Origin of the sequence: Hydrogenophaga electricum (assembly GCF_030160815.1) — a bacterium.
In the GTDB taxonomy this organism is placed as follows: Bacteria; Pseudomonadota; Gammaproteobacteria; order Burkholderiales; family Burkholderiaceae_C; genus Hydrogenophaga; species Hydrogenophaga electricum.
On the sequence record NZ_BSPB01000010.1, the window covers coordinates 42,396 to 68,879 of the forward strand.

Consider the following 26,484-nt stretch of genomic DNA (forward strand, 5'->3'; position numbering starts at 1 on the left):
CGCCGTACACTCATCGGTTTGTCCTGCCCCCTGGAACCGAACGCCGTGAACGCCTCCCGCTCAGCGCCCCTTTCCGACAGCGCACCGGCGCGCGCCGAAGCGTCGCCGCCTGCGGGCGAATTCGTGCGCTTTCCCGATTCGCCGTTCGAGCTGTTCCAGCCGTTTCCGCCGTCGGGCGATCAGCCCACGGCCATTGCGCAGCTGGTCGAGGGGATTCAGGATGGCGAGGTGTTCCAGACCCTGCTGGGCGTGACCGGATCGGGCAAAACCTTCACGATGGCCAACGTGATCGCCCGGCTGGGCCGGCCGGCCATCGTTTTTGCCCCCAACAAGACGCTGGCCGCTCAGCTCTACAGCGAGTTTCGCGAATTCTTCCCGAAGAACGCCATCGAGTACTTCGTCAGCTACTACGACTACTACCAGCCCGAAGCCTACGTGCCGCAGCGCGACCTGTTCATCGAAAAGGACAGCGCGATCAACGAGCACATCGAGCAGATGCGGCTGTCGGCCACCAAGAGCGTGCTGGAGCGGCGCGACGTGGTCATCGTGGCCACCGTGAGCGCGATCTACGGTATCGGCACGCCCGAGGACTACATGCAGATGCGGCTGATCATGCGCAACGGCGACAAGATCGGCCAGCGCGACCTGATTGCTCAGCTCATCCGCATGCAGTACACGCGCAACGAGCAGGACTTCGCCCGCGGCACCTTCCGTGTGCGCGGCGACGTCATCGACGTGTTTCCGGCCGAACACTCGGAGATGGCGGTGCGCATCGAGCTGTTCGACGACGAGATCGAGTCGCTGGCGCTGTTCGACCCGCTGACGGGCCACGTGCGCCAGAAGGTGCCGCGCTTCACGGTCTATCCGTCGAGCCATTACGTCACGCCCCGCGAGAAGACCCTGCGTGCGGTCGAGACCATCAAGCAGGAACTCGACGCCCGGCTGAAGGAACTGGTGGGCATGGGCAAGCTGGTGGAGGCGCAGCGGTTGGAGCAGCGCACCCGGTTCGACATCGAGATGCTCAGCGAAGTGGGGCACTGCAAAGGCATCGAGAACTACACCCGCCACCTCTCGGGCGCGCAGCCGGGCGACCCACCGCCCACGCTGACCGATTACCTGCCGCGCGACGCGCTGATGTTTCTGGACGAGAGCCACCAGATGATCGGCCAGCTCAACGCCATGTACAACGGCGACCGCGCGCGCAAGACCACGCTGGTCGAATACGGTTTCCGGCTGCCGAGCGCCATGGACAACCGACCGCTCAAATTCGCCGAGTTCGAGCAGCGCATGCGCCAGTGCATCTTTGTCTCGGCGACGCCGGCCGAATACGAAAAGACGCACGCCGGCCAGGTGGTGGAGCAGGTGGTGCGGCCCACCGGCCTGGTCGATCCGGTGGTGGAGGTGCGCCCGGCCACGCACCAGGTCGACGACGTGCTGCAGGAGATCCGCCTGCGTGTGGAGCGCAACGAGCGCGTGCTCATCACCACGCTGACCAAGCGCATGGCCGAGCAGCTCACCGACTACCTGACGGAAAACGGCGTCAAGGTGCGCTACCTGCATTCGGACGTGGACACGGTCGAGCGGGTCGAGATCATCCGCGATCTGCGCCTGGGCGCTTTCGACGTGGTGGTGGGTATCAATCTGTTGCGCGAAGGTCTGGACATTCCCGAGGTCTCGCTGGTGGCCATCCTCGATGCCGACAAGGAAGGCTTCCTGCGCGCCGAGCGCAGCCTGATCCAGACCATCGGCCGCGCGGCGCGCAACGTGAGTGGCACGGCGATCCTGTACGCCGACCGCATCACCGATTCCATGCGCCGCGCGATGGATGAAACCGAACGGCGGCGCGCCAAGCAGATGGCCTACAACGAGGCCCATGGCATCACGCCGCGCACCGTCGTCAAGCGGGTGAAAGACCTGATTGACGGGGTTTACAGCGAAAAGTCGGGCAAGGAAGCGGAGCGTCTGGCCACCGAGGCCGCAGCGCGCGAACAGGCCGAGGCCATGAGCGAAAAGGATCTGGCCCGGGAAATCAAGCGGCTGGAAAAGCTCATGATGGAGCACGCCCGCAATCTGGAGTTCGAAAAGGCGGCAGCCGTTCGCGACCAGTTGCACCAGCTCAAGGCCCGGGTGCTGGGCGCCGCGGGCGACGACGCCCTGGCCTGAGGCTGGGTCGGGTTAAGTCGAGTATTCCACTTGGCTATTGTGGTATACTCGATAAAAACAGTCGGGAACCTTCGGCGAAACCTTTGAACCAAGCACCACGGACACCGTGGTCGGGTGGGTGGAGAAGCGGTCGTCAGGAGTCAAGGCTCCCGGCAACCATCCAACGACGGTCAAGCCACATACAAGGAGCTTGAAGATGCGCCTCACGACCAAAGGCCGCTTTGCGGTCACCGCCATGATCGATCTGGCCCTGCGCCAGAACAACGGACCTGTGACGCTGGCCGCCATCAGCCAGCGCCAGCAGATCTCGCTGTCCTATCTGGAGCAGCTGTTCGGCAAGCTGCGTCGGCACGAGCTGGTGGAATCCACCCGCGGCCCCGGCGGCGGCTACACCCTGGGTCGCAAAGCGGCCGAAATCACCGTCGCCGACATCATCGTGTCGGTCGACGAGCCCATCGACGCCACCCAGTGCGGCGGCAAGGAAAACTGTCTGGGCGAAGGCAATCGCTGCATGACCCACGAGCTGTGGGCGGCGCTGAACGCCAAGATGGTCGACTTCCTGGATTCCGTGACGCTGCAGTCGCTGGTCGACGAGCAGATCGCCAAGGGCGTGGTGGTGGAAAACGCCCCCATGATCAAGCGCGCGATCTCCAGCACCCCGGTGGTCAAACCGATCCGTGTGAACGCCCCCAATTCGGTGTTTGCCCTCGGCGGCACGGCACTGACCAAGTGAGCGGGCGCGCCGGCGCAGTGCCGGCCCTGCCGTGCCGCTGAGGCGGCGCAGGGCGGCAGACACGTTCAGAACATTCCAGCATCCGAGACCCCATGAGCACACCGCACTTTCCCATCTATCTGGACTACAGCGCCACGACGCCCTGCGATCCGCGCGTCGTGGACGCCATGATTCCCTGGTTGCGCGAGCATTTCGGCAACCCGGCCTCGCGCAGCCACGCCTGGGGCTGGGAAGCCGAGAAGGCGGTGGAAACCGCGCGGGGCCATGTGGCCGCCCTGATCGGCGCCGACTCGCGCGAGATCATCTGGACCAGTGGTGCCACCGAATCCAACAACCTGGCGCTCAAGGGCGCGGCCCATTTCTACCAGGGCAAGGGCAAGCACATCATCACCGTCAAGACCGAGCACAAGGCCGTGCTCGACACCTGCCGCGAACTGGAGCGCCAGGGCTTTGAGGTCACCTACCTGGACGTGCAGTCCGATGGCTTGGTGGATCTGGCGGTGTTCAAGGCCGCCATCCGGCCCGACACCATCCTGGCCTCCGTGATGTTCGTGAACAACGAGATCGGCGTGATCCAAGACATCCCGGCCATTGGTGCCATCTGCCGCGAAAAGGGCGTGATCTTCCACGTGGACGCTGCACAGGCCACCGGGCGCATCGACATCGACATGGCTTCGCTGCCGGTCGACCTGATGAGCCTGACGAGCCACAAGACCTACGGCCCCAAGGGCATCGGCGCGCTGTTCGTGCGTCGCAAGCCGCGCGTGCGCATCGAGGCGCAGATGCACGGTGGCGGCCACGAGCGCGGCATGCGCTCGGGCACGTTGCCGACGCACCAGATCGTGGGCATGGGCGAGGCCTATCGCATCGCCAAAGCCGAGATGCACGAAGACAACCGCCGCATCCAGGCGCTGCACGATCGCCTGCTCGACGGGCTCAAGGGCATCGAGGAAGTGTTCATCAACGGACACGAAACCCGCCGCATTCCGCACAACCTGAACATGAGCTTCAACTACGTCGAAGGCGAGTCGCTGATCATGGGCATCAAGGGGCTGGCGGTGTCTTCGGGCTCGGCCTGCACCTCGGCCAGTCTGGAGCCCAGTTACGTGCTGCGCGCCCTGGGCCGCAGCGATGAACTGGCCCACAGCAGCCTGCGCATGACCATCGGCCGCTGGACGACCGAAGAAGAAATCGATTACGCCATCGGCACGATCAAGGAAAACGTGGCCAAGCTGCGCGAGCTCTCGCCGTTGTGGGAGATGTTCAAGGATGGCGTGGACCTGTCCACCATCCAGTGGGCGGCGCATTGAAGAATTCCCCCCCCCCCCCCCGCGCCGCTTCGCGTCTCCCCCAGGGGGCAACGCTGGCGGCCCGGCAAAGCCGGTTCCGCGGCGTTCTGGATGTTGGAACCTCCGAACACACGTGGCCGGAGCATTTAGGAGATTGAAATGGCTTACTCTGAAAAAGTGGTGGACCACTACGAAAACCCCCGCAATGTCGGCTCTTTCGACAAGGGCGACGAAACGGTGGGCACCGGCATGGTCGGCGCACCGGCCTGCGGTGATGTGATGAAGCTGCAGATCAAGGTCAATGCCGACACCGGCGTGATCGAGGATGCACGCTTCAAGACCTACGGCTGCGGCTCGGCCATCGCGTCGAGCTCGCTGGTGACCGAATGGGTCAAGGGCAAGACGCTGGACGAAGCGATGGCGCTCAAGAACAGCCAGATCGCCGAAGAGCTGGCGCTGCCCCCGGTCAAGATCCACTGCTCCATCCTGGCCGAAGACGCCATCAAGGCGGCGGTCGAGGACTACCGCAAGAAGCGGGTGAACTGATCCCATGGCCGTCACCGTCTCCGAAGCCGCCGCCCGGCACGTGAACCGCTACCTGGCCAAACGAGGCAAGGGGGTGGGGGTGCGCCTGGGCGTCAAGACGACAGGCTGTTCCGGCCTGGCCTACAAGCTGGAGTACGCCGACGAGATTGCGCCTGAGGATGTCGTGTTCGAGGACAACGGCGTGAAAGTGCTGATCGATCCGAAGAGCATGGCCTACATCGACGGGACGCAGCTGGACTACGTGCGCGAAGGGCTCAACGAAGGTTTCCGCTTCAACAACCCGAACGAGCGCGATCGCTGCGGTTGCGGCGAGTCGTTTCGCGTCTGATACCCTCGGGCACAGCCTGAGCCAGCCGCCAGTGCCTTGCGTGCTGGCGGCTTTTCTTTGAACGTGCCATGAACCTGCAGTCCAACGATTTCGAGATCTTCGGCATCGCGCCGGCTTTTGCGGTGGACCGGGCGGCGCTCGACGAGCGCTGGAAAGCGCTGCAGCGGGAGGCCCATCCGGACCGGCATGCGTCCGCCGATGCCCAGACCCAGCGCCAGGCCATGCAGTGGTCGGTGCGCATCAACGAAGCCTACCAACGCCTGAAGGACCCGCTCAAGCGCGCCGCCTACCTGTGCGAGTTGCATGGCGTGGCGATCGAGGCCGAAAACAATACCGCCATGCCGGCGGCTTTTCTGATGCAGCAGATGGTCTGGCGCGAAGCGCTGGAAGAAGCGGGCTCGGCCGCTGCGGTGGAGGATCTGGCCGACGAGGTGGCCGCCGCGCGGCGCGCCATGCTGGCCCAGTTGCAGGTGACGGCCGACGAGCTGCACGACTTTGCTGCCTTGGCCGGCCAGGTCAGAGCCCTCATGTTTGTTGAGCGTTTTGCCCACGACGTCGAGGCCCGCCTCGATCAACTGGGACAATAACGGGTTGCCGCAGGCCCCAGGGCCGCGACCGATTCCCCGTTCTTCGCGTATTTCTGTATCCATGGCACTTCTGCAAATTTCCGAGCCCGGCCAGTCCCTCGATCCGCATCAGCGGCGCATTGCCGTGGGGATCGATCTGGGCACCACCCATTCGCTGGTGGCGGCTGTGCGGCACGGGGTGTCCGAATGCCTGCCCGATCTGCAGGGGCGTGTGATCCTGCCCAGCGTGGTCCGCTACCTTGATCCGCAGGCCGGCGGTGCGGGCCGACAGGTGGGCTTCGAGGCGCTGGCCGCCCAGATTGGCGATCCGGCCAACACCATCAGCTCCGTCAAGCGGCTCATGGGCCGCAGCCGTGCGCAGGTGGCCGATGTCGACAAGCTGTCGTACACCGTGGTCGACGACCAGGGCATGGCCGTGATCGACACCGTGGCCGGCCGCAAGACCCCCATGGAGGTCAGCGCCGAAATCCTGGCCACGTTGCGCTACCGTGCCGAAGACAGCTTCGATGACGAACTGTTCGGTGCCGTCATCACCGTGCCCGCCTATTTCGATGATGCCCAGCGCCAGGCCACCAAGGACGCGGCCCAATTGGCGGGCATTCCGGTGCTGCGCCTGATCAACGAGCCCACGGCCGCTGCCATTGCCTATGGCCTGGACAACGGCGCCGAAGGCGTCTACGCCATCTACGACCTGGGCGGCGGGACCTTCGACATCTCCATCCTGCGGCTGACGCGGGGCGTGTTCGAGGTGCTGGCCACGGGCGGTGACTCGGCGCTCGGCGGTGACGACTACGACCAGGCGCTGGCCGACTGGGTGTTGCAGGCGCAAGGTTTGGGGCCGGTGGCCGACGCGGCCGAGCGCGCCGCCCTGCACCGCGAGGCGCGCCGGGTGAAGGAGCAGCTTTCGGCGCACGCCGAGGTGGTGTTCCATACGGAAGTCGAGGGCCGGCCGCTGAACCAGCGGGTGAGGGTCGAGGACTTTGAGGCCTGTACCGCCGCGCTCACCGCACGCACACTCGCTGCCGTGCGCAAGGTGCTGCGCGACGCCGGTGTCGGCAAAGACGAGGTGCAGGGCGTGGTGATGGTGGGCGGGTCGACCCGCATGCCGGTGATCCGGCGCGCTGTGGGTGAATTCTTCGGCCGGGAGCCGCTGACCGATCTCAACCCCGACGAGGTGGTGGCGCTGGGCGCTGCCGTGCAGGCCAATGCGCTGGCTGGCAACAGCCGCGAGGGCGATCTGCTGCTGCTCGACGTGATTCCGCTGTCGCTGGGCATCGAGACCATGGGCGGCCTGGTTGAACGCATCGTGCCGCGCAACAGCACCATTCCCACGGCGCGGGCGCAGGACTTCACCACCTACCAGGACGGCCAGACCGCGCTGGCACTGCATGTGGTGCAGGGCGAGCGCGATCTGGTGGCCGACTGCCGGAGCCTGGCGCGTTTCACGCTGCGCGGCATTCCGCCCATGGCGGCCGGCGCGGCCCGCATCCGCGTGACTTTCACCGTCGACGCCGACGGCTTGTTGGCGGTCTCAGCCCGCGAGCAGGTTTCGGGCGTGGAGGCCAGCATCGACGTCAAGCCCGCCTACGGCCTGAGCGACGAACAGATTGCCACCATGCTCCAGGACAGTTTTTCCACCGCCCAGCAGGACATGGCCGCGCGCGCGCTGGTGGAGGCCAAGGTCGATGCCGACCGCATGATCGCCGCGACGCGCAGCGCGGTGGCCGCCGATGGCGATCTGCTGGAGCCCGCCGAACGCGCCGCCATCGACCGCCTGGTCGATGCCTTGCAGGCCCTGCTGCCGGCCGGATCGGCGGCCGAGATCGAGGCCGCCACCGATGCGCTGGCCAAAGGCACCGAGCCGTTTGCCGCCCAGCGCATGAACCGCGGTATCCAGCAGGCGCTGGCCGGACGCAAGGTCGAAGAAGTCTGACAACATGCCCACCATCAAAATCCTTCCCCATCCCGAATACTGCCCGCAGGGCGCGACCATCAGCGCGCCGGCTGGCACCTCGATCTGCGAGGCCCTGCTCGACCACCAGATCAAGATCGAGCATGCTTGCGACATGAGCTGTGCCTGCACCACCTGCCACGTGGTGGTGCGTGAAGGTTATGCCAGCCTGAACGAGGCCGACGAGCAGGAAGAAGACCTGCTGGACCGCGCCTGGGGCCTGGAGCCGCAGTCGCGCCTGTCTTGCCAGGCCATCCTGGCGCAACAGGACGTGACGGTGGAAATTCCCAAGTACAGCATCAACCACGCCAAAGAGAATCATTGAACCCCTGCGGCCCGCCCTTGCGCGGACCGCATCGAAGCCAAGACACCATGCGACAGATTGTTCTCGATACCGAAACCACCGGCCTCTCGGCCGAGAGCGGCGACCGCATCATCGAGATCGGTTGCGTCGAGCTGCTCAACCGCAAGCTCACGGGTCGCAATCTGCACCACTACATCAATCCCGAGCGGGACAGCCACGAGGACGCGCTCAAGGTGCACGGGCTGACCACCGAGTTCCTGAGCACCAAACCCAAGTTCGCTGCCATCGCGCACGAACTGGTCGAGTACCTGCGCGACGCCGAGATCATCATCCACAACGCGCCGTTCGATGTGGGTTTCCTCAACAAGGAATTCGATCGGCTGGGGCTGCCGCCGGTGACACAGATCGTCGACGGCGTGCTCGACACCCTGGTCATGGCCAAGGAGCTGTTCCCCGGCAAGCGCAACGGGCTGGACGCGCTGTGCGACCGGCTCGGGGTCGACAACTCGGGCCGGACCCTGCACGGCGCCCTGCTGGATGCCGAACTGCTGGCCGACGTCTACATCAACATGACGCGCGGCCAGGACGCGCTGCTCATGGACGAGGGCGGCAGCACCGAAGAAGGTCCGGCACACGAGGCGGTTGACCTCAGCCGCTTCGAGCTGCCCGTGTTGCTGGCCAATGACCAGGAACTGGCCGCGCACGAAGGCGTGCTCACCGGGATCGACAAGGACAGCAAGGGCAAGACGGTCTGGCGCGCCTGTGCAGCTGCCTGAGGTCGGTTGTCGATGCTCTTTTGAAGAGACTGGATCAAAGCGCCAAAAACACGCTATAATGCGAGGCTTCCGAACGTTCGGAACGCTGAACAAGTCGACCAGCTTGTCAGCCAGAACATTCGGGCGGTTAGCTCAGTGGTAGAGCACTGCCTTCACACGGCAGGGGTCGCAGGTTCGAACCCTGCACCGCCCACCAGCACCAAGCCCCAGGTTTCGCACCTGGGGCTTTTTGTTTTGGGGTGCCCGTTATGCTGTTGGCGGGTGACACAAGGCAGGCAAGGAGCCGTGGATGGAACAGGTCGATGCGGTGGTGATCGGGGCCGGCGTGGTCGGGCTGGCGGTGGCGCGTGCGCTGGCACGGGTCGGACGCGAGGTGATGGTGCTCGAACAGGCTGAGGCCATCGGCACCGGCACCAGTTCGCGCAACAGCGAAGTGATCCACGCCGGCATCTACTACCCGGCGGGTTCGCTCAAGGCCCGGTTGTGCGTGCAGGGCAAGGCGCAGCTCTATGCCTACTGCGCAGAGCGCGGCATTGGCCACCAGCGCTGCGGCAAGCTCATCGTGGCGACGACGCCCAGCCAGCGCGCGGCGTTGCCTGCCATCGTGGAAAAAGCGCGCGCCAACGGGGTGGACGATCTGCGCCTGATCGACGCTGCCGAAGCCCAGGCGCTCGAGCCCGCGCTACGTTGCCTGGGGGCCGTGCTTTCGCCTTCGACGGGCATCGTCGACAGCCACGCGCTGATGCTGGGCCTGCTCGGCGACGTGGAAAACGCCGGTGGCTTGCTGGCCTGCCATTCGGGGGTCAAACGCCTGGCGGTCGCGACCGGTGGCATCGAGGTCGAAACCGTGGATGGAACCCGGCTGCAGGCACGCACCGTGATCAACGCTGCCGGTCATGGCGCCTGTGCGCTCGCGGCCGGTATGGCGGGGCTCGATGCGCGCCATGTGCCGCAGCCCTGGCTGGCCAAGGGCAGTTATTTCACGCTCGCCGGGAGGGTGCCGTTTGCCCGGCTGATCTACCCGGCGCCCGAACCCGACAAGCACCTCACCGGACTGGGGGTGCATCTCACGCTGGACCTGGGCGGGCAGGCCAAATTCGGACCGGATGTGCAATGGGTTCAGGCGCAGGACGATCTCCAGGTTGACCCGGCCCGCGGCGAAGCCTTCTACGCAGAGGTGCGCAGGTATTGGCCGGCGCTGCCCGAAGGGGCGCTTCAGCCCGGTTATGCGGGGTTGCGGCCCAAGATCAGCGGCCCGAACGAGCCGGCTGCCGATTTCCGCATCGATGGGCCAGCGGTGCACGGCGTGCCGGGGCTGGTCAACCTCTTCGGCATCGAATCGCCGGGCCTCACCAGTTGTCTGGCGATCGGCGACGCCGTCGTCGCAGCGCTGGGCTCGGGTATGTAGATCTGGTTACAGGTGACTGCGAACCGGCTGGTACGATGAAAGGCCACTGTTTCCAGGAGAACTTTGATGCCGAGAAAATCTGCCGCAGCTTCCCAGACCGAACTGGAAAACCTGATCGCCGACCTGCGCGACGTGCTGGCCCGCAAAGAGCTGGATGTGCTGCCCGAAATCTCCAGCCTGCGTGAGCGCCTGGAAGACGGGGTGCACACCGTGCGTGAGCGCGCCTCTCAGGTGGCGCACGACGCCGCCGAACACGCGCGCGACGCGGCGCACCGTGTCGACACCTATGCGCACGACGAGCCCTGGCGCGTGGCCAGCGTGGCACTGGCCGTGGGTGCGGTGTTCGGTTTCCTGATCGGTCGCCGCTGATCCCCGCATGACGTCCCTCGCACGCTGGCTGTCCCTGTTGGGGGGCGGTTCCCTGCGGGCCCAGGCCCGGCTGGCGGCGGCCGAAGGCTCGGCCGCACTGGCCGAGCGTCTGGAACTGGCGGCCATCGAGTGGGAGGCCGTGCGCCGCCGCTGGCTCTGGCTGCTGCTGCTGTCGGTGCTGCTTGCGGTGTTTCTGCTGGTGTTGCTGCTGGCGGGATCGACCGCGGTGGTGGTGCATTACTGGGATACCGAGCACCGGGTGGTGGCAGCGTGGGCTGTGGCCGGTTTCTGGCTGTTCGCCTGGCTGGCCGCGCTGTGGGCCCTGTGGGCCGTGGCCGTGAGATCGGCGCCGGCTTTTGAGCTCACACGCGCAGAGCTGGCCCGCGACTGGTCTTTCATCCGGGAGTCGCTGTGAGCCGATCCGCTGATATCGAGAAGCGCAAGGCCGAGTTGTGCGCCCGCATCGCCGTGCGCCGTGAGCGCTGGAAGGCGGCGGTACCGGCCCGTGCCGACAAGGCGTTTGAGGCCGAAGGCGGTGCACCCGCAGCGTTTCCGCGCAGCCTGACGCTGCGCCTGCTGCTGGAGCGGCCCGCGCTGGGACTGGCTGCTGCCGCTGCGCTGGCCATTGCAGGGCCGAGGCGGCTGCTGCGCTGGGGTTCGTGGCTGCTGCCTCTGCTGATGCAGCGTTGACCGCAACGGGGAGGCCCTTGCAGCCGGGGGCGCTTCCCCTGCCGGCTTCAGCGGCCGTGGGCCTGCAGGGCCTTGGCCGCTTCGCGAACCAGGGCCGGGCCGCGGTAGATCAGGCCGGTGTAGATCTGCACCAGGTCGGCACCCGCTTCGCGCTTGGACACCGCGTCCGCACCGCTGAGCACGCCGCCCACCCCGATGATGGGGAACCCTGAGCCCAGTTGCGTGCGCAAGGCGCGGATGACCTGGTTGCTCGCGGCCAGCACCGGCGCACCCGACAGGCCGCCTGTTTCCTCGGCGTGCGGCAGCCCTTGCACGGCATCGCGGCTGAGGGTGGTGTTGGTGGCGATGACCCCCAGTTGCTGCGAGGCACTGCCATCGGCGCGGCAGCCGTAGCGCTTCAGCGTCGCCGCGATGACGCCGATCTGGGCCTCGTCGAGATCCGGCGCGATCTTCAGGAACACAGGGGATTGTTTGGCGTGCCGCTGTGCGAGCTGCTCACGCCGCTCCATCACGGCGCCCAGCAGCGCGTCCAGGGCTTCGTCACTTTGCAGGCTGCGCAGGTTTTTCGTGTTCGGGCTGGAGATGTTGACCGTCACGTAGTCGGCGTGTGGGTACACGCCGTCCAGGCAGGTGAGGTAGTCGCTGGTGGCCTGTTCGATCGGGGTGGCGGCGTTTTTGCCGATGTTCAGCCCCAGCAGCATCGGTGTGTCGCCGCTCTGGTGGCGAAAGCGGGCTCTCTGCACATGGGCCACGAAGGCTTCCAGCCCGTCGTTGTTGAACCCCAGGCGGTTGATCAGGGCTTGCCGCGCGGGCAGTCGGAACATGCGGGGCTTGGGGTTGCCGGGCTGGCCCAGGGGCGTGACGGTGCCCACTTCGACAAAGCCGAAACCCATGGCGGCCAGCCCGTCGATGCAGCGGGCATTCTTGTCGAGGCCGGCCGCCAGGCCCACGCGGTTGGGAAAACGCAGACCGGCCACGGTAACGGGGTCGGCGACCCGGCGTTCGCCGTACAGGCAGGTCAGTGGTGTGCCCTGCAGGCGGGCCAGGGCGTCGAGGGTGCGTTCGTGGGCGGTTTCCGGATCCATCCCGAAGAGGACAGGGCGGGCCAGGGCGTAGGGCAGGAGCGACATCGGATAATGGGAAATTCTCAGCAACCGCAGATTGTCGCAAATGACCCAGGACGAACTCAAAGCGCTGGTCGGGCAGGCCGCACTGGCTTACGTGGTGCCCGGCGAAATCGTGGGGGTGGGCACCGGCTCCACCGTCAACAAATTCATCGACGCGCTGGCCGCGCTCAAGGACCACATTCCCGGGGCGGTGTCCAGTTCTGAAGCGTCGACCGCACGCTTGCAGGCACTGGGCATTCCGGTGTTCGAGGCCAATACCGTGGGCGAGTTGGCGGTCTATATCGACGGGGCCGACGAAATCGATCCCGCGGGGCACATGGTCAAGGGCGGCGGCGCTGCGCTGACGCGCGAAAAAATCGTGGCCGCACAGTCCCGCCGGTTTGTGTGCATTGCCGACGAATCCAAGGTGGTGCGCACGCTGGGCGCCTTCCCGTTGCCGGTGGAGGTCATTCCGATGGCCGCCGCCCGCATCGCACGCCAGTTTGCGGCGCTCGGTGGGGATGCGCGGGTGCGTCTCAAGGATGGCGTCCCGTTGGTCACCGACAACGGCCAGCACATTCTGGACGTGACCGGACTGCAGATCAGCGATCCGCTGGCGTTCGAGAGCCAGGTCAATCAGTGGCCGGGTGTGGTGACGGTGGGGGTGTTTGCCCACCAGAAGGCCGATGTCTGCCTGCTGGGCACGCCGGGCGGGGTCAAGACGCTGACGTTCTGACCGCCCGTTGAGGGTTTCTGAGGTCTTGGGACCTCAGAAACGAATGCCGGCCGGGTTCGCAGGGGCCGGCGTCACCGGCACTTCGGCTGGGGTCTCCTCACCCGATGCCGGGCGCTGCCGGCTGGTGGTCGCACGTGGCGCCGGGGTGGCCGGGGCCGTGTTCGTGGCGGGCGCCGCAGGCGCTGCGACGACCAGCGGCGACGGGGCCGGTCGGCGATAGCTGGACGGCAGCTGCGACTGCTTGGGGTACCCGGCCGCATCCAGATAGCTGGTCCACTCCTGCTCCGAATAGCCCTTGATCTGCTGTGACCCGATGGTCAGCACCGGCAGCGAGGTTTCGCCACTCAGGCGTTTCAGGGCGTCCGCATCGTGGGCCGTGTTGATGGTTTTTTCCGTGTAGGGAACGCCCCGCGCGTTGAGCAGGTTGCGCCCGCTGTTGCAGGGGGCGCAGCTGTCGCCACTGTAGAGCGTGACCGGATAGCGACCGGTGACTTGCCGCAGCGCGTAGGGCAGGGCCGTTGTTCCGCTGCTGCTGCTGGTGCCGCCGCTGGCGCTTGCCGAGCCGGTTGCTGTGGCCGGGGCGCTGCTGGGTGGCGGCTGGTCCGAAAAGGTGACCCGGCCGTCGGGGCCGACGATGCGGTAGACCCCCTGGGCCAGGGCCGTGGTGGACAACAGGGCCAGCAGGGTGGCGGCCAGCATCGGGGTGGGGCGGCGAAGGTGTTGCATAGGGGCTCCTATCGGCACGGCGCGGGCGGATTCAAGATCAGGGGTGGTTTCTCTCAGGCCATGCCCTGGTGGCGCAACAGGGCATCGATCTGCGGCTCCCGGCCCCGGAAGGCCTTGAACGATTCCATGGCCGGGCGGCTGCCACCCGCTTCCAGGATGGCCTGGCGGTAGCGGCGGCCGGTGGCCACGTCGAGGGTGCCGTGTCCACCGGCCTGGGCGGCCTCTTCGAAAGCGGCGTAGGCGTCGGCCGACAGCACTTCGGCCCATTTGTAGCTGTAGTAGCCCGCCGAATAGCCGCCCGCGAAGATGTGGCTGAAGGTGTTGGCGGTGCGGCTGTAGGCCGGTGCCGGCAGGACGGCCACTTCGTCGCGGACTTCACGCAGCAGGGCGCGAATGGCCTCGCCCGTGGCGGGCGGCTGGGCCTGGCTGTGCAGCAGCATGTCGAACAGCGCGAACTCCACCTGACGCAGGGTCTGCAGGCCGCTCTGGTAGTTTTTGGCGGCGAGCATCTTGTCGTACAGGGCTCGGGGCAGCGCCTCGCCAGTGTCCACATGGGCGGTCATGTGGCGCAGCACGTCCCATTCCCAGCAGAAGTTTTCCATGAACTGGCTGGGCAGTTCCACCGCGTCCCATTCGACCCCGCTGATGCCGGACACATCGCGCTCGTTGACCTGCGTGAGCATGTGGTGCAGGCCGTGGCCGAATTCGTGGAACAGGGTGATGACGTCGTCGTGCGTGAGCAGCGGCGGCTTGCCGCCCACGCCTTCGGCGAAGTTGCACACCAGATGCGCCACCGGAGTCTGCAGCGCACCGGTGTCGGGTCGCAGCCAGCGGGCACGCACGTCGTCCATCCAGGCGCCGCCCCGTTTGCCGTTGCGTGCCGACGGGTCCAGGTAGAACTGGCCCACGAGCTGCAGCCCTTGTGGCGTGCTGCGCTCGATGCGGTAGAACTCGACCGACGGGTGCCACACGGGAGCGGTGTCGCGGCGGATAGCGACCTCGAACAGGGTCTCGACGATCTGGAACAGCCCGGCCAGCACCTTGGGGGCCGGGAAATAGGGTTTGACCTCCTGGTCGCTGAAGGCGTATCGCGCTTCCTTGAGCTTTTCGCCGATGTAGGACCAGTCCCAGGGCTGCGGGTCTGGCAGGCCCAGATGCTCGGCGGCGAAGCTGCGCAGGTCGGCCAGGTCCTGTTCGGCGTAAGGGCGGGCCTTGTGGGCCAGGTCGCGCAGGAATGCCACCACCTGTTCGGGCGAGTCGGCCATCTTGGGCACCAGCGAGACGTCGGCGAAATGCCGGTAACCGAGCAACTGCGCTTCTTCGTGGCGCAGAGCCAGCAGCTCGGTCATGATGGCCGTGTTGTCGAACCGGGCCGCATCGCCCTCGGCCTGCTCGCTGGCGCGGGTGACGTAGGCCTTGTAGAGCTTTTCGCGCAGCGCGCTGCTGCGGGCGAACTGCATCACCGGCAGGTAACACGGCATCTTGAGCGTGAGCTTGTGGCCGCTGCGGCCATCCGCCTGGGCCGCCGCAGCCGTGGCCTGTTTGACGTCGTCGGGCACGCCGTCGAGTTCGGCGTCCTCCACGTACAGCGCGAAGGCATCGGTGGCGTCGAGCGCGTTTTCGCTGAATTTCTGGGCCAGTTCGGCTTGCCGCTCCTGCAGGGCAGCAAAACGTTCCTTGGCCTCGCCTTGCAATTCCGCGCCACCCAGCACGAAACCACGCAGGGCGTTGTCGCGTGCGCGGGCCTGATCAGGCGTCAGCCGGGTCGGGTCCATGGCCTTGTACAGGGCGTAAAGCCGTTCGTCGGCGCCCAGACGGGTCCAGAACTCGGTGACGCGGGGCAGCGCTTCGTTGTAGGCGGCGCGCAGGGCAGGGGTGTCGGCCACGCTGTTGAGGTGGCTGACGGCGCCCCAGGCGCGCGACAAGTGTTCTGTGGCCACGTCCAGCTCGCGCGCGATGGCCTGCCATTCAGCGGGAAAACCAGGGGCTGCCACCGTGGTCAGGGCGGCATCGGCCGCCTGGAGCAGGGCATCGATGCCGGCGCCCACATGGGCCGGTTCGATGGCGTCAAACAGCGGGAGGGCCTGGAAGTCGAGCAGCGGATTGGTGGGGGTGGCGAGTCGATCGTTCATGCGCGTTCAGATGGGGGAACGGGGGCGGGAGTTCAAGTCGCCACGGACACAGGGGGCGCAAATGGGCTCAGAGCGCCGTTTTCTTCACGCTTTTTTGCAGGACCTTGGCGCGTTTGACCTTGCCACCGGAGGTCAGGCGCTGGTTGCCCAGCACGCGCACGACCTTGATTTCGGGCTTGACGCCGCCTTTTTTGGCGAACTTGAGCACGCGCACATCCTTCGGGCCGGGTTTGCGGTCTTCATCGACCGCGCGGACCTTTTCCGGCTGCGGGCGCCAGAGCACCAGCAGCTTGCCGATGTGCTGGATGGGGGCGGCGTCGAGTTCGTCGGCCAGGGTCTGGAGCATCGCCTCGCGGGCGGTGCGGTCGTCGCTGAAGACGCGGACCTTGATCAGGCCATGGGCCTTGAGGGCTGCGTCCACCTCTTTGCGGACGGCAGGGGTGAGGCCGTCGCCGCCGATCAGGACGACTGGATCGAGGTGATGGGCTTCGGCGCGGTGCACCTTTCGCTGTGCGGGCGTGAGCATGATCTGGGGCATGGGACAATTATCGTTGACGCCGCCTTTCTCCGGCGTTTCGGCATTCCATGGGCATCAAGGTCAAGACACAGAGCAAGAAGGTCAACAAGGCCTGGCTCAACCAGCACGTGAACGATCCTTATGTGCGGCTGGCACAGAAGGAGGGGTTTCGCGCGCGCGCGGCGTACAAGCTCAAGGAGATCGACGAGACGCTGGGGTTGATCCGGCCTGGTCAGGCGGTGGTGGATCTCGGCTCGACCCCGGGTGCCTGGAGTCAGTACCTGCGCCGCCGCCTCAGTCCGGACGGCGCTGCCACCGGGCAGTTGCAGGGCAGCATCGTGTCGCTCGACCTCCTGCCCATGGATCCGATCGAGGGGGTTCTGTTCATCCAGGGCGACTTCCGGGAAGACGCGGTGCTGGCCGAGTTGGAGCGCACGCTGGCCGAGCGCGGTCACAGCCAGGTGGATGTGGTGGTGTCCGACATGGCCCCCAATCTCTCGGGGATCGAGTCGGCCGACGCCGCGCGGATCGAGCTCCTGGTGGAGCTGGCGGTCGATTTTGCCCAGCAGCACCTCAAGTCCGACGGGACGCTGGTGGCCAAAGTGTTCCATGGCGGGGCCTACGACCACCTGATCCAGCGCTTTCGCGAGACCTTCCGGGTGGTCAAGGCAGTCAAGCCGAAAGCTTCCCGGGACAAATCGTCCGAAACCTTTCTGGTCGGGCGTGGTCTGAAGAAACCGGCTGTCGATCGGTGAGGGGCAGGCGCCTCAAGGCCCTGGCTATCCCGCCGATTGACCATATTCAGGGCTGTGTCAAGGCCTCAAAGCCTTGAAAGTTCTAGAATCCAGCCTTATCTGACCCTCTCTCGTTTGCCCCCAGTCCGTTCCAGGAGACACTTTTGAACAACCAGTGGTTCTCGAAAATTGCCGTGTGGATGGTGATCGCCATGGTGCTTTTCACCGTCTTCAAGCAGTTCGATGGGCGGAGCATGACCGGCGCGGGCACCGTGGCCTATTCGGATTTTCTGGACGAGGTCAAGGCGCAGCGCGTCAAGAGCGCCACCATCCAGGAAGGCCCGGGTGGCACGGAAATCGTGGCCGTGACCACCGATGACCGCCGCATCCGCACCAACGCCACCTACCTCGACCGGGGTCTGGTGGGCGACCTGATCAACAACAACGTCAAGTTCGATGTCAAGCCGCGCGAAGAAGGCTCCCTGCTCATGACCCTGCTGGTCAGCTGGGGCCCGATGCTGCTGCTGATCGGCGTGTGGATCTACTTCATGCGCCAGATGCAAGGCGGCGGCAAGGGTGGTGCCTTCAGCTTCGGCAAGAGCAAGGCACGCATGCTCGACGAGAACAACAACACCATCACCTTTGCCGACGTGGCCGGCTGCGACGAGGCCAAGGAAGAGGTGAAGGAGGTCGTCGACTTCCTGAAGGACCCGCAGAAATTCCAGAAGCTGGGCGGCCGCATTCCGCGCGGCCTGCTGCTGGTCGGCCCGCCGGGCACCGGCAAGACGCTGCTGGCCAAGTCCATCGCTGGCGAAGCTAAGGTGCCGTTCTTCAGCATCTCGGGCTCCGACTTCGTGGAAATGTTCGTCGGCGTGGGCGCGGCCCGCGTGCGCGACATGTTCGAAAACGCCAAGAAGAACGCCCCCTGCATCATCTTCATCGATGAAATCGACGCGGTGGGCCGCCAGCGTGGTGCCGGCCTCGGTGGCGGCAACGACGAGCGCGAACAGACCCTCAACCAGATGCTGGTCGAGATGGACGGTTTCGAGACCAACCTGGGCGTGATCGTGGTGGCTGCCACCAACCGTCCGGACATCCTGGACGCCGCCCTGCTGCGCCCCGGCCGCTTCGACCGTCAGGTGTACGTGACGCTGCCCGATATCCGCGGCCGCGAGCAGATCCTGAACGTGCACATGCGCAAGATCCCGCTGGGCACCGACGTCAACGCCAGCATCATTGCGCGTGGCACGCCCGGCATGTCCGGCGCCGACCTGGCCAACCTGTGCAACGAAGCCGCCCTGATGGCCGCGCGCCGCAACGCGCGCGTGGTCGAAATGCAGGACTTCGAAAAGGCCAAGGACAAGATCTTCATGGGCCCCGAGCGCAAGACCATGGTCATGCCCGAGGAAGAGCGCAAGAACACCGCTTACCACGAGGCTGGCCACGCCCTCATCGGCAAGCTGCTGCCCAAGTGCGACCCGGTGCACAAGGTCACCATCATCCCGCGCGGCCGTGCGCTGGGCGTGACCATGAGCCTGCCCGAGCAGGACCGCTACAGCCAGGACAAGGAGTTCATGCTCAACCAGATCGCCATGCTGTTCGGCGGGCGCATCGCGGAAGAGGTGTTCATGAACCAGATGACCACGGGCGCCAGCAACGACTTCGAGCGCGCCACGCACATCGCCCGCGACATGGTGATGCGCTACGGCATGAGTGAGGCACTGGGCACCATGGTCTACGCCGAAAACGAGGGCGAGGTGTTCCTGGGCCGTTCGGTGACCAAGACCACGAACATCTCCGAGCAGACCATGCAGAAGGTCGATGCGGAAGTTCGCCGCATCCTTGACGAGCAGTACGCCCTGGCGCGCCGCCTGATCGAGGAACACAGCGACAAGATGCATGCCATGGCCAAGGCCCTGCTCGAATGGGAAACCATCGACGCCGAGCAGATCGACGACATCATGGCCGGCAAGCCCCCGCGCCCGCCCAAGGACTGGACACCGCGCACACCGTCGGCCGGTGGCGGTGGCAGCAGTGGCGGCACGCCCGCCGTCAACACCGACACAGCACCCACCGCGGCCTGACCCGCGGCGGTGTCTCCGGCGGGGCCTTCGGGCCCCGTTTTCATTGTTTGGCTGCAGTGTTTGACCGTTTTCCATGAACCACCCCGTCTGGACCACCACCCGTTTCGACATCGACCTGCGCCAGCCGCAGGTGATGGCCATCGTCAACGTGACGCCGGATTCGTTCTCCGACGGGGGGGAGCACGCCGACACGGTGGCGGCACTGCGGCACTGTGAACAGGTGCTGCGCGAAGGCGCCCACCTGCTGGACATCGGTGGCGAGTCGACGCGCCCCGGCAGTCCGGCCGTGCCGCTGGAGGCGGAACTGGCGCGCGTGCTGCCCGTTGTGCGCGAAGCCGTGAAGCTGGGGGTGCCGGTTTCGGTCGATACCTACAAGCCGGAGGTGATGCAGGCGGTGCTCGACGCCGGGGCCGACATCGTCAACGACATCTGGGCCCTGCGGCGCGGGCACGCGGTGGACGTCGTGGCCGGGCATCCGCGCTGCGGCGTGTGCCTAATGCACATGCACCGCGATCCGCAGACCATGCAGGCCGCACCCATGGCGGGCGACGTGGTGGCGCCGGTGGTGGAGTTCCTGCAGGAGCGCGTGCAGGTGCTGGCAGCGCGCGCTGTGGCGGCCAGCCGCATCACGGTGGACCCGGGTATCGGCTTTGGCAAGACCGTGGCGCAGAACTTCAGCCTGCTGGCGCACCAATCGGCACTGGCGGCCACAGGCTGTGCGGTGCTGGCCGGCTGGTCGCGCAAGTCCTCGCTCGGCGCCGTGACCGGGCAGGCACAGCCGGCTGATCGCGCCGCGGCCAGCGTGGCAGCGGCCTTGCTGGCCGTGCAGCACGGTGCGGCCGTGGTGCGGGTGCACGACGTGCGCGAAACGGTGGACGCGCTGCGGGTCTGGCAAGCGGTGCGCGACGCGGCCTGAGCCGCAACGATAATGTCGACCGCGCCCGGCCGGCCCGCTTTCCAGCGCCGTGCCCGCCATCCGATTTCCCAGGCGCCCCCGGAGGAAAACCAGTCATGACCCGCAAGTACTTTGGCACCGACGGCATTCGCGGCACCGTCGGGCAAGCCCCCATCACCCCCGACTTTGTGCTCCGTCTGGCCCACGCGGTGGGCCGCGTGCTGCGCCGTACCGAAGCCCGGCCCACGGTGCTGATCGGCAAGGACACGCGCATTTCCGGCTACATGCTCGAATCGGCGCTCGAATCCGGCTTCAACTCCGCCGGGGTCGACGTGGTGCTGCTCGGTCCCGTGCCGACGCCTGCCGTGGCCTACCTCACGCGGGCCCAGCGCGCCAGCCTGGGCGTGGTCATCAGCGCCAGCCACAACCCGTTTGCCGACAACGGCATCAAGTTCTTCAGTGCGCTGGGCACCAAGCTGCCCGACGACTGGGAGCTGGCGGTCGAGTCGGCGCTGGACGAGCCGCCGGTGTGGGTGGACTCGGCCGGCCTGGGCAAGGCACGCCGGCTGGACGATGCGGCCGGCCGCTACATCGAGTTCTGCAAGAGCACCTGCCCGCACCAGTTCTCGCTCAAGGGGCTGAAGATCGTGGTCGACGCGGCCCATGGTGCGGCCTACCACATCGCCCCGCACGTGTTTCACGAACTCGGGGCCGAAGTGGTAAAGATCGGCTGCAACCCCGACGGGCTCAACATCAACCAGGGTGTGGGCGCCACGCACCCCGAAGCGCTGGTGGCTGCCGTCAGGGAACAGGGTGCCGACTACGGGGTCGCGCTCGACGGCGACGCCGACCGTCTGCAGATGGTCGACGCCACCGGTCGCCTGTTCAACGGCGACGAACTGCTCTACCTCATCGCGGCCGACCGCATCGCGCGCGACATCGACGTGCCCGGTGTGGTGGGCACGCTCATGACCAACATGGCGGTGGAAGTGGCGTTCCGCCGCAAGGGCGTGGCTTTTGCGCGCGCCAAGGTCGGTGACCGTTACGTGCTCGAAGAGCTGGAACGGCGCGGCTGGACGCTGGGAGGCGAAGGCTCGGGCCACCTGCTGGTGCTCGATCGCCACACCACGGGCGACGGCCTGGTGTCGGCGCTGCAGGTGCTCAATGCCTGCGTGGACAGCGGCCAGACCATGGCGCAGTTGCTGGCCGACGTGACCCTGTTTCCGCAGACGCTGATCAATGTGCGCCTGCAGCCCGGTCAGGACTGGAAGGCCAACACCCTTCTGGCTACCGAAACCCAGGCCGTCGAGGCCGAACTGGGCGACGCGGGGCGTGTGCTGATCCGCGCCAGCGGGACCGAGCCGCTGCTGCGTGTGATGGTCGAAGCGCGCGATGCCGGCCAGGCGCAGGCCTGCGCCGAGCGCCTGGCCGATGCCGTGAGGGCCGGCTGATGGCGGCCGCTTTCTCCATCCGCCTGGCGGATTACGCCGATGCGGCCGACGCCGCCGCCATCGTGCAGGTGCTCGATGCCTATGCCAGCGATCCGGCGGGCGGTGCCGAGCCGTTGTCGGACTTTGCCAAGACCCACCTCGTGGCCGAACTCGGGGCGCGTCCACACGCGTTCAGCATTCTGGCTTTCGACGGGGCGCAGGCGGTGGGCCTGGTCAACTGCATCGAGGGGTTTTCCACCTTCCGGTGCAAGCCGCTGGTCAACGTGCACGACGTCGCCGTCATGGCCAGCCATCGGGGGCGGGGCATTGCCGAGGCCATGCTGCGCGAGGCCGAGCGGATCGCCCGCGAGCGGGGCGCCGTCAAGATGACCCTGGAAGTGCTCTCGGGCAATGAGCCTGCGATGCGGCTGTACCAGCGCATCGGCTACGCGGGTTACCAACTCGACCCGGCCATGGGCACCGCCCAGTTCATGCAGAAGTGGCTCGACTGAAGCGCTTTCAGCGGGGGCTGCGCAGCTTGCGGTAGACCGTGGCCCGGCTGATGCCGAGTGCCCGGGCCGCTTCCATCACGTTGCCGCGCGCGTCGGCCACCGCCTTGCGGATGAGCGAGGTTTCCAGATCACGCAGGGGCACACCGCCCTGGCCGCTTCCGGCCGAGGCCGCACGCGCCCGCCCGCTGGCCATGTCGGGCTGGCGTGCCAGCACCTGGATGCGCAGGCCCGACCACAGGGGCACTTCCAGGCTGCCACGCTGCTGGCGTGCGGCATCGAACAGGGTGTCGCACGGGACCGCGAACAGGTCGGCCGCGTGGCCGGGCTGCTGACCCAGGCGCGGGCGCACGCTCAGCATCTCGGCGGCCGGCCGGTTCAGGGCCGTGACCCGGCCGTCGCCGTCCAGACACACCAGGCCGTCGGTGTCGTCACCCAGCACGCGGCCCGGCCAGTTCAGCCGCAGCAGCAGCCGGTGCGGCGCGGCCAGCACCATGGCGTTTTCGATGCCGCGCGCGGCCTGCGTGACCAGATGCCGCAGTGCCGGCTGTTCGGCCACGTCGACGCCGGTGAGGTCGAGCATGCCCACGCATTCGCCCAGCGGGCCACGGATCGGGGCGCCCGCGCAACTGAACACGCTGGTGTCGCGGAAGAAGTGCTCGCCGCGGTGCAGCCAGACCGATTGCTGCTCGGCCAGCGTGGTGCCGATGGCGGTGGTGCCGACGGCGGCTTCGGAGAGGTCGACCCCGACGCGGGCGATGGCGGCGGCGTGCGGGTTCTGGCGGTCCACCGGGCCGCTGACCTCGATGACCGTGCCGCGCGCATCGGTCAGCATGGCGAAGTAACGCGTGTGCAGCATGGCGCGGGCGAGCGACTGGATCACCGGCCCCGCCGCCTGCAGCAGGGGCTGGCTGGCGTCGAGCGCGCGGCGCTGTGCGCCGGGCCCGACGGCGTCGAATTCCACGCGGCGGTCGGGCTCGAAGCCTTGCGACAGACAGCGCCGCCAGGAGCGCTCGATCATCGGGTCCAGCCAGGGCGTGGGCACTTCCTGGCGCGCGTGCAGCACCGCTTCCCGGGCCCGGTCGATGAGGTCCAGCCGGGTGTCGGTAGGCAGCGTGGAAGGCGGGCTCGGGGTCATGGATGGCTCTCGCGCGGGCGATGGCTGTCGGGGGGCGTTGCTGCTGCCATTGAACCCGTCTGCGGCGCGGGCGGGGAGAGGGTCTGCCCGGATGCGGGCAGTTCCCAGGCCTGGCCGGTCCGGGCGCGCAGGCGGTCCAGGTCGGCGGGCGTGTCCAGGTCGTCGACCGGGTGGCGGTTGGGCGCGGGCCAGGCGTACACCGCTGCCGGCTGGGTGCGGCGCCACTGGCGCAGGCTGGCGCCCGTGGCGCGCAACACCTGCGCGAGGCCGGCTTCCAGCACCACCGGGTGGCCCGGCTCGCCGTCGACCATGGGCACCAGGGCGGTGGTTCCCGCCGGGCGTTGCTGGAAGGACAGCAGGGTTTCGCGCAGATCGTGGGCGCCACGGCTGGTCGGCCAGCAGCACCATCACGGTGGTCACTTCGGCAGGCAGCGCCGCCAGGCCCAGGCGCAGGGAGTCGGCCGGTTCGTCGCCGGGCGCCGGGTTGTGCACGCAGCGCAGCGCCGACGGCGGCAGGCCGGCTTGGGCCAGGGCGGTGGGCAGCGCCGCTTCGATGGCCGGCGCGTGGTGGCCGAGCACCAGCACGGTGTCGATGGTCAGCGCGGGCGCGCTTGCGAGCGTCTTCAGGTGGCCCAGCGTGCGCGCCAGCAAGGTGTGCCCGCCGTGGTGAATCAGGCATTTGGGCACACCCCCCAGGCGGGTGCCGGCACCGGCGGCCAGCAGCACGACACCCAGGCGGGTGGTCGGTGCGGCAGAGCGGGGTGGGAGGGTCACCGGGGTGTCGGGGTGCGGGGCGACGTGCCACAGACGGGGCCATCGGCACCGCTGGGCAGCATGCGGTCTTTGGCGATGGCCACGGCCATTTCTTCGGGCAGCGGTGCGCCGTTTTTCACCGCCAGGACCTCGGCCATGATGCTCACGGCGATCTCCGGCGGGGTCTTGCTGGCGATGTACAGCCCGATGGGCCCGCGCAGGCGGGCCAGCCGCTCTTCGGTCTGCCCGAAGTGCTCGATCAGGCGCGCGCGGCGGGCCTGGTTGTTGCGCCGCGAGCCGATGGCGCCGATGTAGAAAGCGTCGCTGTCCAGTGCCTCCAGCAGGGCCAGATCGTCCAGCTTCGGATCGTGGGTGAGCGCGATCACCCCGGTGCGCCGGTCGACGTGGAAGTCGCGCACCACGTCATCGGGCATGCCGGTGGCCACCTGCACGCCGGCCACCGACCAGCCGCCCCGGTATTCCTCGCGCGGGTCGCACACGGTCACGGCAAAGCCGCAGAACAGCGCCATGCTGGCCAGGTATTCGCTGAGCTGGCCGGCGCCGATCAGCAGCAGCCGGTATTCGGGGCCGAAGCTGTTGCGCAGCGTGGTGCCGTCATCGCTCAGCGGTTGTGGCCGTTCGATCGCCTCCAGGTGCACGCGGCCAGTGGCGATCTCGGTGTGGCGCAGTATCAGGCGGCCATCGGTGAGCGCGGTCAGCAAGGCCTGCAGCGCGGTCGCGTCGGGGTTGAATTCCAGCAGCAGCTCCAGGGTGCCGCCGCAGGGCAGGCCGAAGCGGTGCGCTTCGTCGGCCGTGACCCCGTACCGCACGCGTTCGGGCGGGCCGTCGGGGATGTCGTGGGTCACGCCTTCGGCAGACGGGGCACCAGCCGCTGTGTGGGCGCGGCTGTAGCGGTAGATCAGGTCGTCTTCGATGCAGCCACCGGAGACCGAGCCGGCCACCGCACCGGTTTCGCACAGGGCCATGATGGAGCCGACCGGCCGGGGTGAAGACCCCCAGGTCCGGATGACGGTGGCCAGCAGCGCGCGGCGGCCTTCCTGGCGCCACTGCAGCAGGTGGCGCAGCACGGTGACATCCAGGTTTTCCATGGCGGCCCCGTCAGCGTGTCACGAACCACACCAGTGCCAGGCCGAGGCCGATGCCGGCGATCCAGACCCAGGCCGGAAACCCGCCGCTTTTCTCGGCCGCTTCGGTGTCCGCTGCGGCCTTCGCGGGAGTGTCGGTCGCGGCGGTGCCGACGGGCGGGTGGCGCTGTGCCAGTTCGGCCTCGAAGCGTTTGAAGAAGTCGTCGGCCAGGGTCTTGGCGGCGCCGTCGATGAGGCGCTGGCCGAGCTGGGCGATCTTGCCGCCCACGGTCGAGTGCACGCTGTAGCGCAGTTCGCAACCCCCGTCGACGGGGTGCAGCGACACGCTCGACTGGCCCTTGCCGAAGCCGGCCACGCCGCCCTGGGCGTCGAAGTTGAGCTGGTACGACTGCGGCGGCACGATGTCGGTGAGCTGCACCTTGCCCGAGAAGCGGGCCGAGACCGGCCCGATCTTGAGGGCGGTGGTCACGCTGTAGGCGTTGTCGCCGGCAGGCTCGAATTTTTCGCAGCCGGGGATGCAGGCGCGCAGCACCTCGGGGTCGTTCAGCGCCGCCCAGGCCTGTTGCTGGGTCGCGGTGAGGGTCCGTTGTCCTTGCATGTCCATGGGGCGTCTCCGGGTTCGTGGAAAAAGGCAGTCAGGTTTTCATCAACCGGGCCAGGGCATCGGCCAGGTCTTCAAGGTGGCTGAGGTTGTGCACGGGCAGCATGGCGTCGGCGTGGCGGTGCAGCACCGCGGCACCGCGCGCCAGCGGGGCGTAGCCGTCGTAGCGCAGCAGCGGGTTGAGCCAGAGCAGGCGGCGGCAGTGGCGTTGGAGCCATTGCACTTCGGTGTCGAGTGCGTCGGGCTCGCCGGTGTCCAGCCCGTCGGTGATCAGCAGCACCACGGTGCGGCGGCCCACCAGTTGCCGGGCGTGTTGCGTGCGCAGTTGCGCCAGCGAGGCGCCCAGGCGCGTGCCGCCGGCAAAATCGGCGATGGCGGCACTGGTGTCGGCGAGCATGCGGTCGGTGTCGCTGTGGCGGAAGGCGGTGCGCAGGTCGGTCAGCGCGGTGCCGAAGGCGTAGGCGGCGCGCGGGCGGTCGCGCGTGGCCGCGTGCAGGAAGGCCAGCAGCAGGCGCGCGTAGCGTTCCATGGAGCCGGAAATGTCCACCAGCACCAGCAGCGGCAGCGGCTGCGAAACGCGGGCACGGCGCGGCAGCCACAGCAGCTCGCCCTGGTGGCGCAGGGCCTGCCGGAGGGCGGCCGCCCAGTGGGGCTGGGCGCCGCGCAGGCCGGCCCGGGTGCGGCGGCCGGGCACGGGTGGCAACGGCAGCGGCACGTCGCGCACCAACTGTTCGATGAGGCGGTATTCGCTCGCGCTGAGGCTGGCGAAGTCTGCCTGGTGCAGGCGGGTGCGGGCGCTGGCGCTCATGGCCGCGTCCAGCCTCACTTCGGACTCGGGACGGGCGCTCTGGCCGGGTGGGCGGGGTGCCTGCA

28 protein-coding genes, 1 tRNA gene and 1 pseudogene are annotated in these 26,484 nt (G+C 67.5%); 20 read left to right on the forward strand and 10 right to left on the reverse strand.

The features are described from left to right. Positions 1 to 123 precede the first annotated feature (123 nt). From uvrB to QQK43_RS08675, 14 genes are all read left to right on the forward strand, one after another. Positions 124 to 2,163, forward strand: coding sequence for an excinuclease ABC subunit UvrB (uvrB, locus tag QQK43_RS08610; RefSeq protein ID WP_234266027.1), 2,040 nt, complete (start codon positions 124 to 126; stop codon positions 2,161 to 2,163). 196 nt (positions 2,164 to 2,359) lie between these two features. Beyond that, on the forward strand, positions 2,360 to 2,896 hold the full coding sequence (iscR, locus tag QQK43_RS08615) for a Fe-S cluster assembly transcriptional regulator IscR (RefSeq protein ID WP_234265977.1): 537 nt from the start codon (positions 2,360 to 2,362) through the stop codon (positions 2,894 to 2,896). Positions 2,897 to 2,988: 92 nt separating this feature from the next. Further along, positions 2,989 to 4,206: an IscS subfamily cysteine desulfurase gene (locus QQK43_RS08620; RefSeq protein WP_284307431.1), complete on the forward strand. Its 1,218-nt coding sequence runs from the start codon at positions 2,989 to 2,991 to the stop codon at positions 4,204 to 4,206. Positions 4,207 to 4,344: 138 nt separating this feature from the next. Continuing rightward, on the forward strand, positions 4,345 to 4,731 hold the full coding sequence (iscU, locus tag QQK43_RS08625; protein ID WP_234265975.1) for a Fe-S cluster assembly scaffold IscU: 387 nt from the start codon (positions 4,345 to 4,347) through the stop codon (positions 4,729 to 4,731). 4 nt (positions 4,732 to 4,735) lie between these two features. After that, the gene (iscA, locus tag QQK43_RS08630; RefSeq protein WP_234265974.1) at positions 4,736 to 5,059 is read left to right on the forward strand and encodes an iron-sulfur cluster assembly protein IscA; all 324 of its coding nucleotides are present in this window, start codon (positions 4,736 to 4,738) and stop codon (positions 5,057 to 5,059) included. A 68-nt stretch (positions 5,060 to 5,127) separates the two neighbouring features. Further along, entirely contained in the window at positions 5,128 to 5,646 is a 519-nt protein-coding gene (gene hscB, locus QQK43_RS08635; protein ID WP_284307432.1) for a Fe-S protein assembly co-chaperone HscB, read from the forward strand. Positions 5,647 to 5,707: 61 nt separating this feature from the next. Then, positions 5,708 to 7,579, forward strand: coding sequence for a Fe-S protein assembly chaperone HscA (gene hscA / locus QQK43_RS08640; RefSeq protein ID WP_284307433.1), 1,872 nt, complete (start codon positions 5,708 to 5,710; stop codon positions 7,577 to 7,579). 4 nt (positions 7,580 to 7,583) lie between these two features. Beyond that, positions 7,584 to 7,922: an ISC system 2Fe-2S type ferredoxin gene (gene fdx, locus QQK43_RS08645; protein ID WP_234265971.1), complete on the forward strand. Its 339-nt coding sequence runs from the start codon at positions 7,584 to 7,586 to the stop codon at positions 7,920 to 7,922. 47 nt (positions 7,923 to 7,969) lie between these two features. Next, on the forward strand, positions 7,970 to 8,677 hold the full coding sequence (gene dnaQ, locus QQK43_RS08650) for a DNA polymerase III subunit epsilon (protein ID WP_234265970.1): 708 nt from the start codon (positions 7,970 to 7,972) through the stop codon (positions 8,675 to 8,677). Between the two features lie 121 nt (positions 8,678 to 8,798). Continuing rightward, a tRNA-Val gene (locus QQK43_RS08655) sits at positions 8,799 to 8,873 on the forward strand. Positions 8,874 to 8,966: 93 nt separating this feature from the next. Continuing rightward, complete coding sequence (locus QQK43_RS08660) at positions 8,967 to 10,085, forward strand: NAD(P)/FAD-dependent oxidoreductase (protein ID WP_284307434.1); 1,119 nt, start codon at positions 8,967 to 8,969, stop codon at positions 10,083 to 10,085. 66 nt (positions 10,086 to 10,151) lie between these two features. Further along, positions 10,152 to 10,454: an ElaB/YgaM/YqjD family protein gene (locus QQK43_RS08665; RefSeq protein ID WP_284307435.1), complete on the forward strand. Its 303-nt coding sequence runs from the start codon at positions 10,152 to 10,154 to the stop codon at positions 10,452 to 10,454. A 7-nt stretch (positions 10,455 to 10,461) separates the two neighbouring features. After that, positions 10,462 to 10,869, forward strand: a complete 408-nt coding sequence (locus tag QQK43_RS08670) for a phage holin family protein (RefSeq protein ID WP_284307436.1) — start codon at positions 10,462 to 10,464, stop codon at positions 10,867 to 10,869. Further along, positions 10,866 to 11,144 carry a hypothetical protein gene (locus QQK43_RS08675; protein ID WP_234265966.1) on the forward strand — a complete coding sequence of 93 codons (279 nt, stop codon included), beginning with the start codon at positions 10,866 to 10,868 and terminating at the stop codon, positions 11,142 to 11,144. Before QQK43_RS08670 ends, QQK43_RS08675 begins: the two co-directional genes overlap by 4 nt. 47 nt (positions 11,145 to 11,191) lie before the next feature. Here the strand turns inward: QQK43_RS08675 and QQK43_RS08680 are convergent, their stop codons facing one another. Further along, positions 11,192 to 12,274, reverse strand: a complete 1,083-nt coding sequence (locus QQK43_RS08680; RefSeq protein ID WP_284307437.1) for a quinone-dependent dihydroorotate dehydrogenase — start codon at positions 12,272 to 12,274, stop codon at positions 11,192 to 11,194. A gap of 40 nt (positions 12,275 to 12,314) precedes the next feature. Between QQK43_RS08680 and rpiA the strand changes: the two genes are divergently transcribed. Next, positions 12,315 to 12,986: a ribose-5-phosphate isomerase RpiA gene (gene rpiA, locus QQK43_RS08685; RefSeq protein WP_284307438.1), complete on the forward strand. Its 672-nt coding sequence runs from the start codon at positions 12,315 to 12,317 to the stop codon at positions 12,984 to 12,986. A gap of 33 nt (positions 12,987 to 13,019) precedes the next feature. Here the strand turns inward: rpiA and QQK43_RS08690 are convergent, their stop codons facing one another. The 3 genes from QQK43_RS08690 to QQK43_RS08700 form a co-directional block, all read right to left on the reverse strand. Then, positions 13,020 to 13,712 (reverse strand): glutaredoxin family protein, encoded by a 693-nt coding sequence (locus tag QQK43_RS08690; protein WP_284307439.1) that lies wholly within the window; start codon positions 13,710 to 13,712, stop codon positions 13,020 to 13,022. Positions 13,713 to 13,765: 53 nt separating this feature from the next. Continuing rightward, entirely contained in the window at positions 13,766 to 15,844 is a 2,079-nt protein-coding gene (locus tag QQK43_RS08695) for a M3 family metallopeptidase (RefSeq protein ID WP_284307440.1), read from the reverse strand. A 67-nt stretch (positions 15,845 to 15,911) separates the two neighbouring features. Continuing rightward, on the reverse strand, positions 15,912 to 16,382 hold the full coding sequence (locus QQK43_RS08700; RefSeq protein ID WP_234265962.1) for a YhbY family RNA-binding protein: 471 nt from the start codon (positions 16,380 to 16,382) through the stop codon (positions 15,912 to 15,914). A 53-nt stretch (positions 16,383 to 16,435) separates the two neighbouring features. Between QQK43_RS08700 and QQK43_RS08705 the strand changes: the two genes are divergently transcribed. From QQK43_RS08705 to QQK43_RS08725, 5 genes are all read left to right on the forward strand, one after another. After that, positions 16,436 to 17,116 carry an RlmE family RNA methyltransferase gene (locus tag QQK43_RS08705; protein WP_284307477.1) on the forward strand — a complete coding sequence of 227 codons (681 nt, stop codon included), beginning with the start codon at positions 16,436 to 16,438 and terminating at the stop codon, positions 17,114 to 17,116. A 143-nt stretch (positions 17,117 to 17,259) separates the two neighbouring features. Continuing rightward, positions 17,260 to 19,179 (forward strand): ATP-dependent zinc metalloprotease FtsH, encoded by a 1,920-nt coding sequence (gene ftsH, locus QQK43_RS08710; protein WP_234265961.1) that lies wholly within the window; start codon positions 17,260 to 17,262, stop codon positions 19,177 to 19,179. A 73-nt stretch (positions 19,180 to 19,252) separates the two neighbouring features. After that, complete coding sequence (folP, locus tag QQK43_RS08715) at positions 19,253 to 20,095, forward strand: dihydropteroate synthase (protein WP_284307441.1); 843 nt, start codon at positions 19,253 to 19,255, stop codon at positions 20,093 to 20,095. A gap of 95 nt (positions 20,096 to 20,190) precedes the next feature. Continuing rightward, positions 20,191 to 21,525 carry a phosphoglucosamine mutase gene (glmM, locus tag QQK43_RS08720; RefSeq protein WP_284307442.1) on the forward strand — a complete coding sequence of 445 codons (1,335 nt, stop codon included), beginning with the start codon at positions 20,191 to 20,193 and terminating at the stop codon, positions 21,523 to 21,525. Next, the gene (locus QQK43_RS08725) at positions 21,525 to 22,016 is read left to right on the forward strand and encodes a GNAT family N-acetyltransferase (protein WP_284307443.1); all 492 of its coding nucleotides are present in this window, start codon (positions 21,525 to 21,527) and stop codon (positions 22,014 to 22,016) included. The genes glmM and QQK43_RS08725 overlap by 1 nt, the downstream gene beginning before the upstream one ends. A gap of 7 nt (positions 22,017 to 22,023) precedes the next feature. On the opposite strand, the gene QQK43_RS08730 is transcribed toward QQK43_RS08725, so the two are convergent. The 6 genes and pseudogenes from QQK43_RS08730 to QQK43_RS08750 all read right to left on the reverse strand — a co-directional run. Continuing rightward, on the reverse strand, positions 22,024 to 23,151 hold the full coding sequence (locus QQK43_RS08730) for a helix-turn-helix domain-containing protein (protein ID WP_284307444.1): 1,128 nt from the start codon (positions 23,149 to 23,151) through the stop codon (positions 22,024 to 22,026). Continuing rightward, positions 23,148 to 23,468 (reverse strand): hypothetical protein, encoded by a 321-nt coding sequence (locus tag QQK43_RS08735; protein WP_284307445.1) that lies wholly within the window; start codon positions 23,466 to 23,468, stop codon positions 23,148 to 23,150. Before QQK43_RS08735 ends, QQK43_RS08730 begins: the two co-directional genes overlap by 4 nt. A gap of 70 nt (positions 23,469 to 23,538) precedes the next feature. Further along, positions 23,539 to 23,925 (reverse strand): annotated as a pseudogene (locus tag QQK43_RS23465) (nucleotidyltransferase family protein); the annotation flags it as partial. Beyond that, positions 23,922 to 25,013, reverse strand: a complete 1,092-nt coding sequence (locus tag QQK43_RS08740; RefSeq protein ID WP_284307446.1) for an XdhC family protein — start codon at positions 25,011 to 25,013, stop codon at positions 23,922 to 23,924. The pseudogene QQK43_RS23465 and the gene QQK43_RS08740, both read right to left, overlap by 4 nt. A 10-nt stretch (positions 25,014 to 25,023) precedes the next feature. Further along, positions 25,024 to 25,614 (reverse strand): SRPBCC family protein, encoded by a 591-nt coding sequence (locus tag QQK43_RS08745; protein WP_284307447.1) that lies wholly within the window; start codon positions 25,612 to 25,614, stop codon positions 25,024 to 25,026. Between the two features lie 31 nt (positions 25,615 to 25,645). Then, positions 25,646 to 26,484, reverse strand: an 839-nt coding sequence (locus tag QQK43_RS08750) for a vWA domain-containing protein (protein ID WP_284307448.1), incomplete at its 5' end; no start/stop codon positions are given.

What these genes read in the sequence shown, in the direction of transcription:
- iscU (WP_234265975.1), top strand. Translation starts at nt 4,345, where the DNA reads ATGGCTTACTCTGAAAAAGTGGTGGACCACTACGAAAACCCCCGCAAT.
- iscA (WP_234265974.1), top strand. Translation starts at nt 4,736, where the DNA reads ATGGCCGTCACCGTCTCCGAAGCCGCCGCCCGGCACGTGAACCGCTAC.
- rpiA (WP_284307438.1), top strand. Translation starts at nt 12,315, where the DNA reads ATGACCCAGGACGAACTCAAAGCGCTGGTCGGGCAGGCCGCACTGGCT.
- folP (WP_284307441.1), top strand. Translation starts at nt 19,253, where the DNA reads ATGAACCACCCCGTCTGGACCACCACCCGTTTCGACATCGACCTGCGC.
- QQK43_RS08660 (WP_284307434.1), top strand. Translation starts at nt 8,967, where the DNA reads ATGGAACAGGTCGATGCGGTGGTGATCGGGGCCGGCGTGGTCGGGCTG.
- QQK43_RS08680 (WP_284307437.1), bottom strand. Translation starts at nt 12,274, where the DNA reads ATGTCGCTCCTGCCCTACGCCCTGGCCCGCCCTGTCCTCTTCGGGATG.
- dnaQ (WP_234265970.1), top strand. Translation starts at nt 7,970, where the DNA reads ATGCGACAGATTGTTCTCGATACCGAAACCACCGGCCTCTCGGCCGAG.
- QQK43_RS08730 (WP_284307444.1), bottom strand. Translation starts at nt 23,151, where the DNA reads ATGACCCCGAGCCCGCCTTCCACGCTGCCTACCGACACCCGGCTGGAC.
- QQK43_RS08665 (WP_284307435.1), top strand. Translation starts at nt 10,152, where the DNA reads ATGCCGAGAAAATCTGCCGCAGCTTCCCAGACCGAACTGGAAAACCTG.
- QQK43_RS08725 (WP_284307443.1), top strand. Translation starts at nt 21,525, where the DNA reads ATGGCGGCCGCTTTCTCCATCCGCCTGGCGGATTACGCCGATGCGGCC.
- iscR (WP_234265977.1), top strand. Translation starts at nt 2,360, where the DNA reads ATGCGCCTCACGACCAAAGGCCGCTTTGCGGTCACCGCCATGATCGAT.
- QQK43_RS08740 (WP_284307446.1), bottom strand. Translation starts at nt 25,013, where the DNA reads ATGGAAAACCTGGATGTCACCGTGCTGCGCCACCTGCTGCAGTGGCGC.
- QQK43_RS08695 (WP_284307440.1), bottom strand. Translation starts at nt 15,844, where the DNA reads ATGAACGATCGACTCGCCACCCCCACCAATCCGCTGCTCGACTTCCAG.
- QQK43_RS08690 (WP_284307439.1), bottom strand. Translation starts at nt 13,712, where the DNA reads ATGCAACACCTTCGCCGCCCCACCCCGATGCTGGCCGCCACCCTGCTG.
- QQK43_RS08670 (WP_284307436.1), top strand. Translation starts at nt 10,462, where the DNA reads ATGACGTCCCTCGCACGCTGGCTGTCCCTGTTGGGGGGCGGTTCCCTG.
- QQK43_RS08620 (WP_284307431.1), top strand. Translation starts at nt 2,989, where the DNA reads ATGAGCACACCGCACTTTCCCATCTATCTGGACTACAGCGCCACGACG.
- glmM (WP_284307442.1), top strand. Translation starts at nt 20,191, where the DNA reads ATGACCCGCAAGTACTTTGGCACCGACGGCATTCGCGGCACCGTCGGG.
- hscB (WP_284307432.1), top strand. Translation starts at nt 5,128, where the DNA reads ATGAACCTGCAGTCCAACGATTTCGAGATCTTCGGCATCGCGCCGGCT.
- QQK43_RS08700 (WP_234265962.1), bottom strand. Translation starts at nt 16,382, where the DNA reads ATGCCCCAGATCATGCTCACGCCCGCACAGCGAAAGGTGCACCGCGCC.
- hscA (WP_284307433.1), top strand. Translation starts at nt 5,708, where the DNA reads ATGGCACTTCTGCAAATTTCCGAGCCCGGCCAGTCCCTCGATCCGCAT.
- fdx (WP_234265971.1), top strand. Translation starts at nt 7,584, where the DNA reads ATGCCCACCATCAAAATCCTTCCCCATCCCGAATACTGCCCGCAGGGC.
- QQK43_RS08745 (WP_284307447.1), bottom strand. Translation starts at nt 25,614, where the DNA reads ATGGACATGCAAGGACAACGGACCCTCACCGCGACCCAGCAACAGGCC.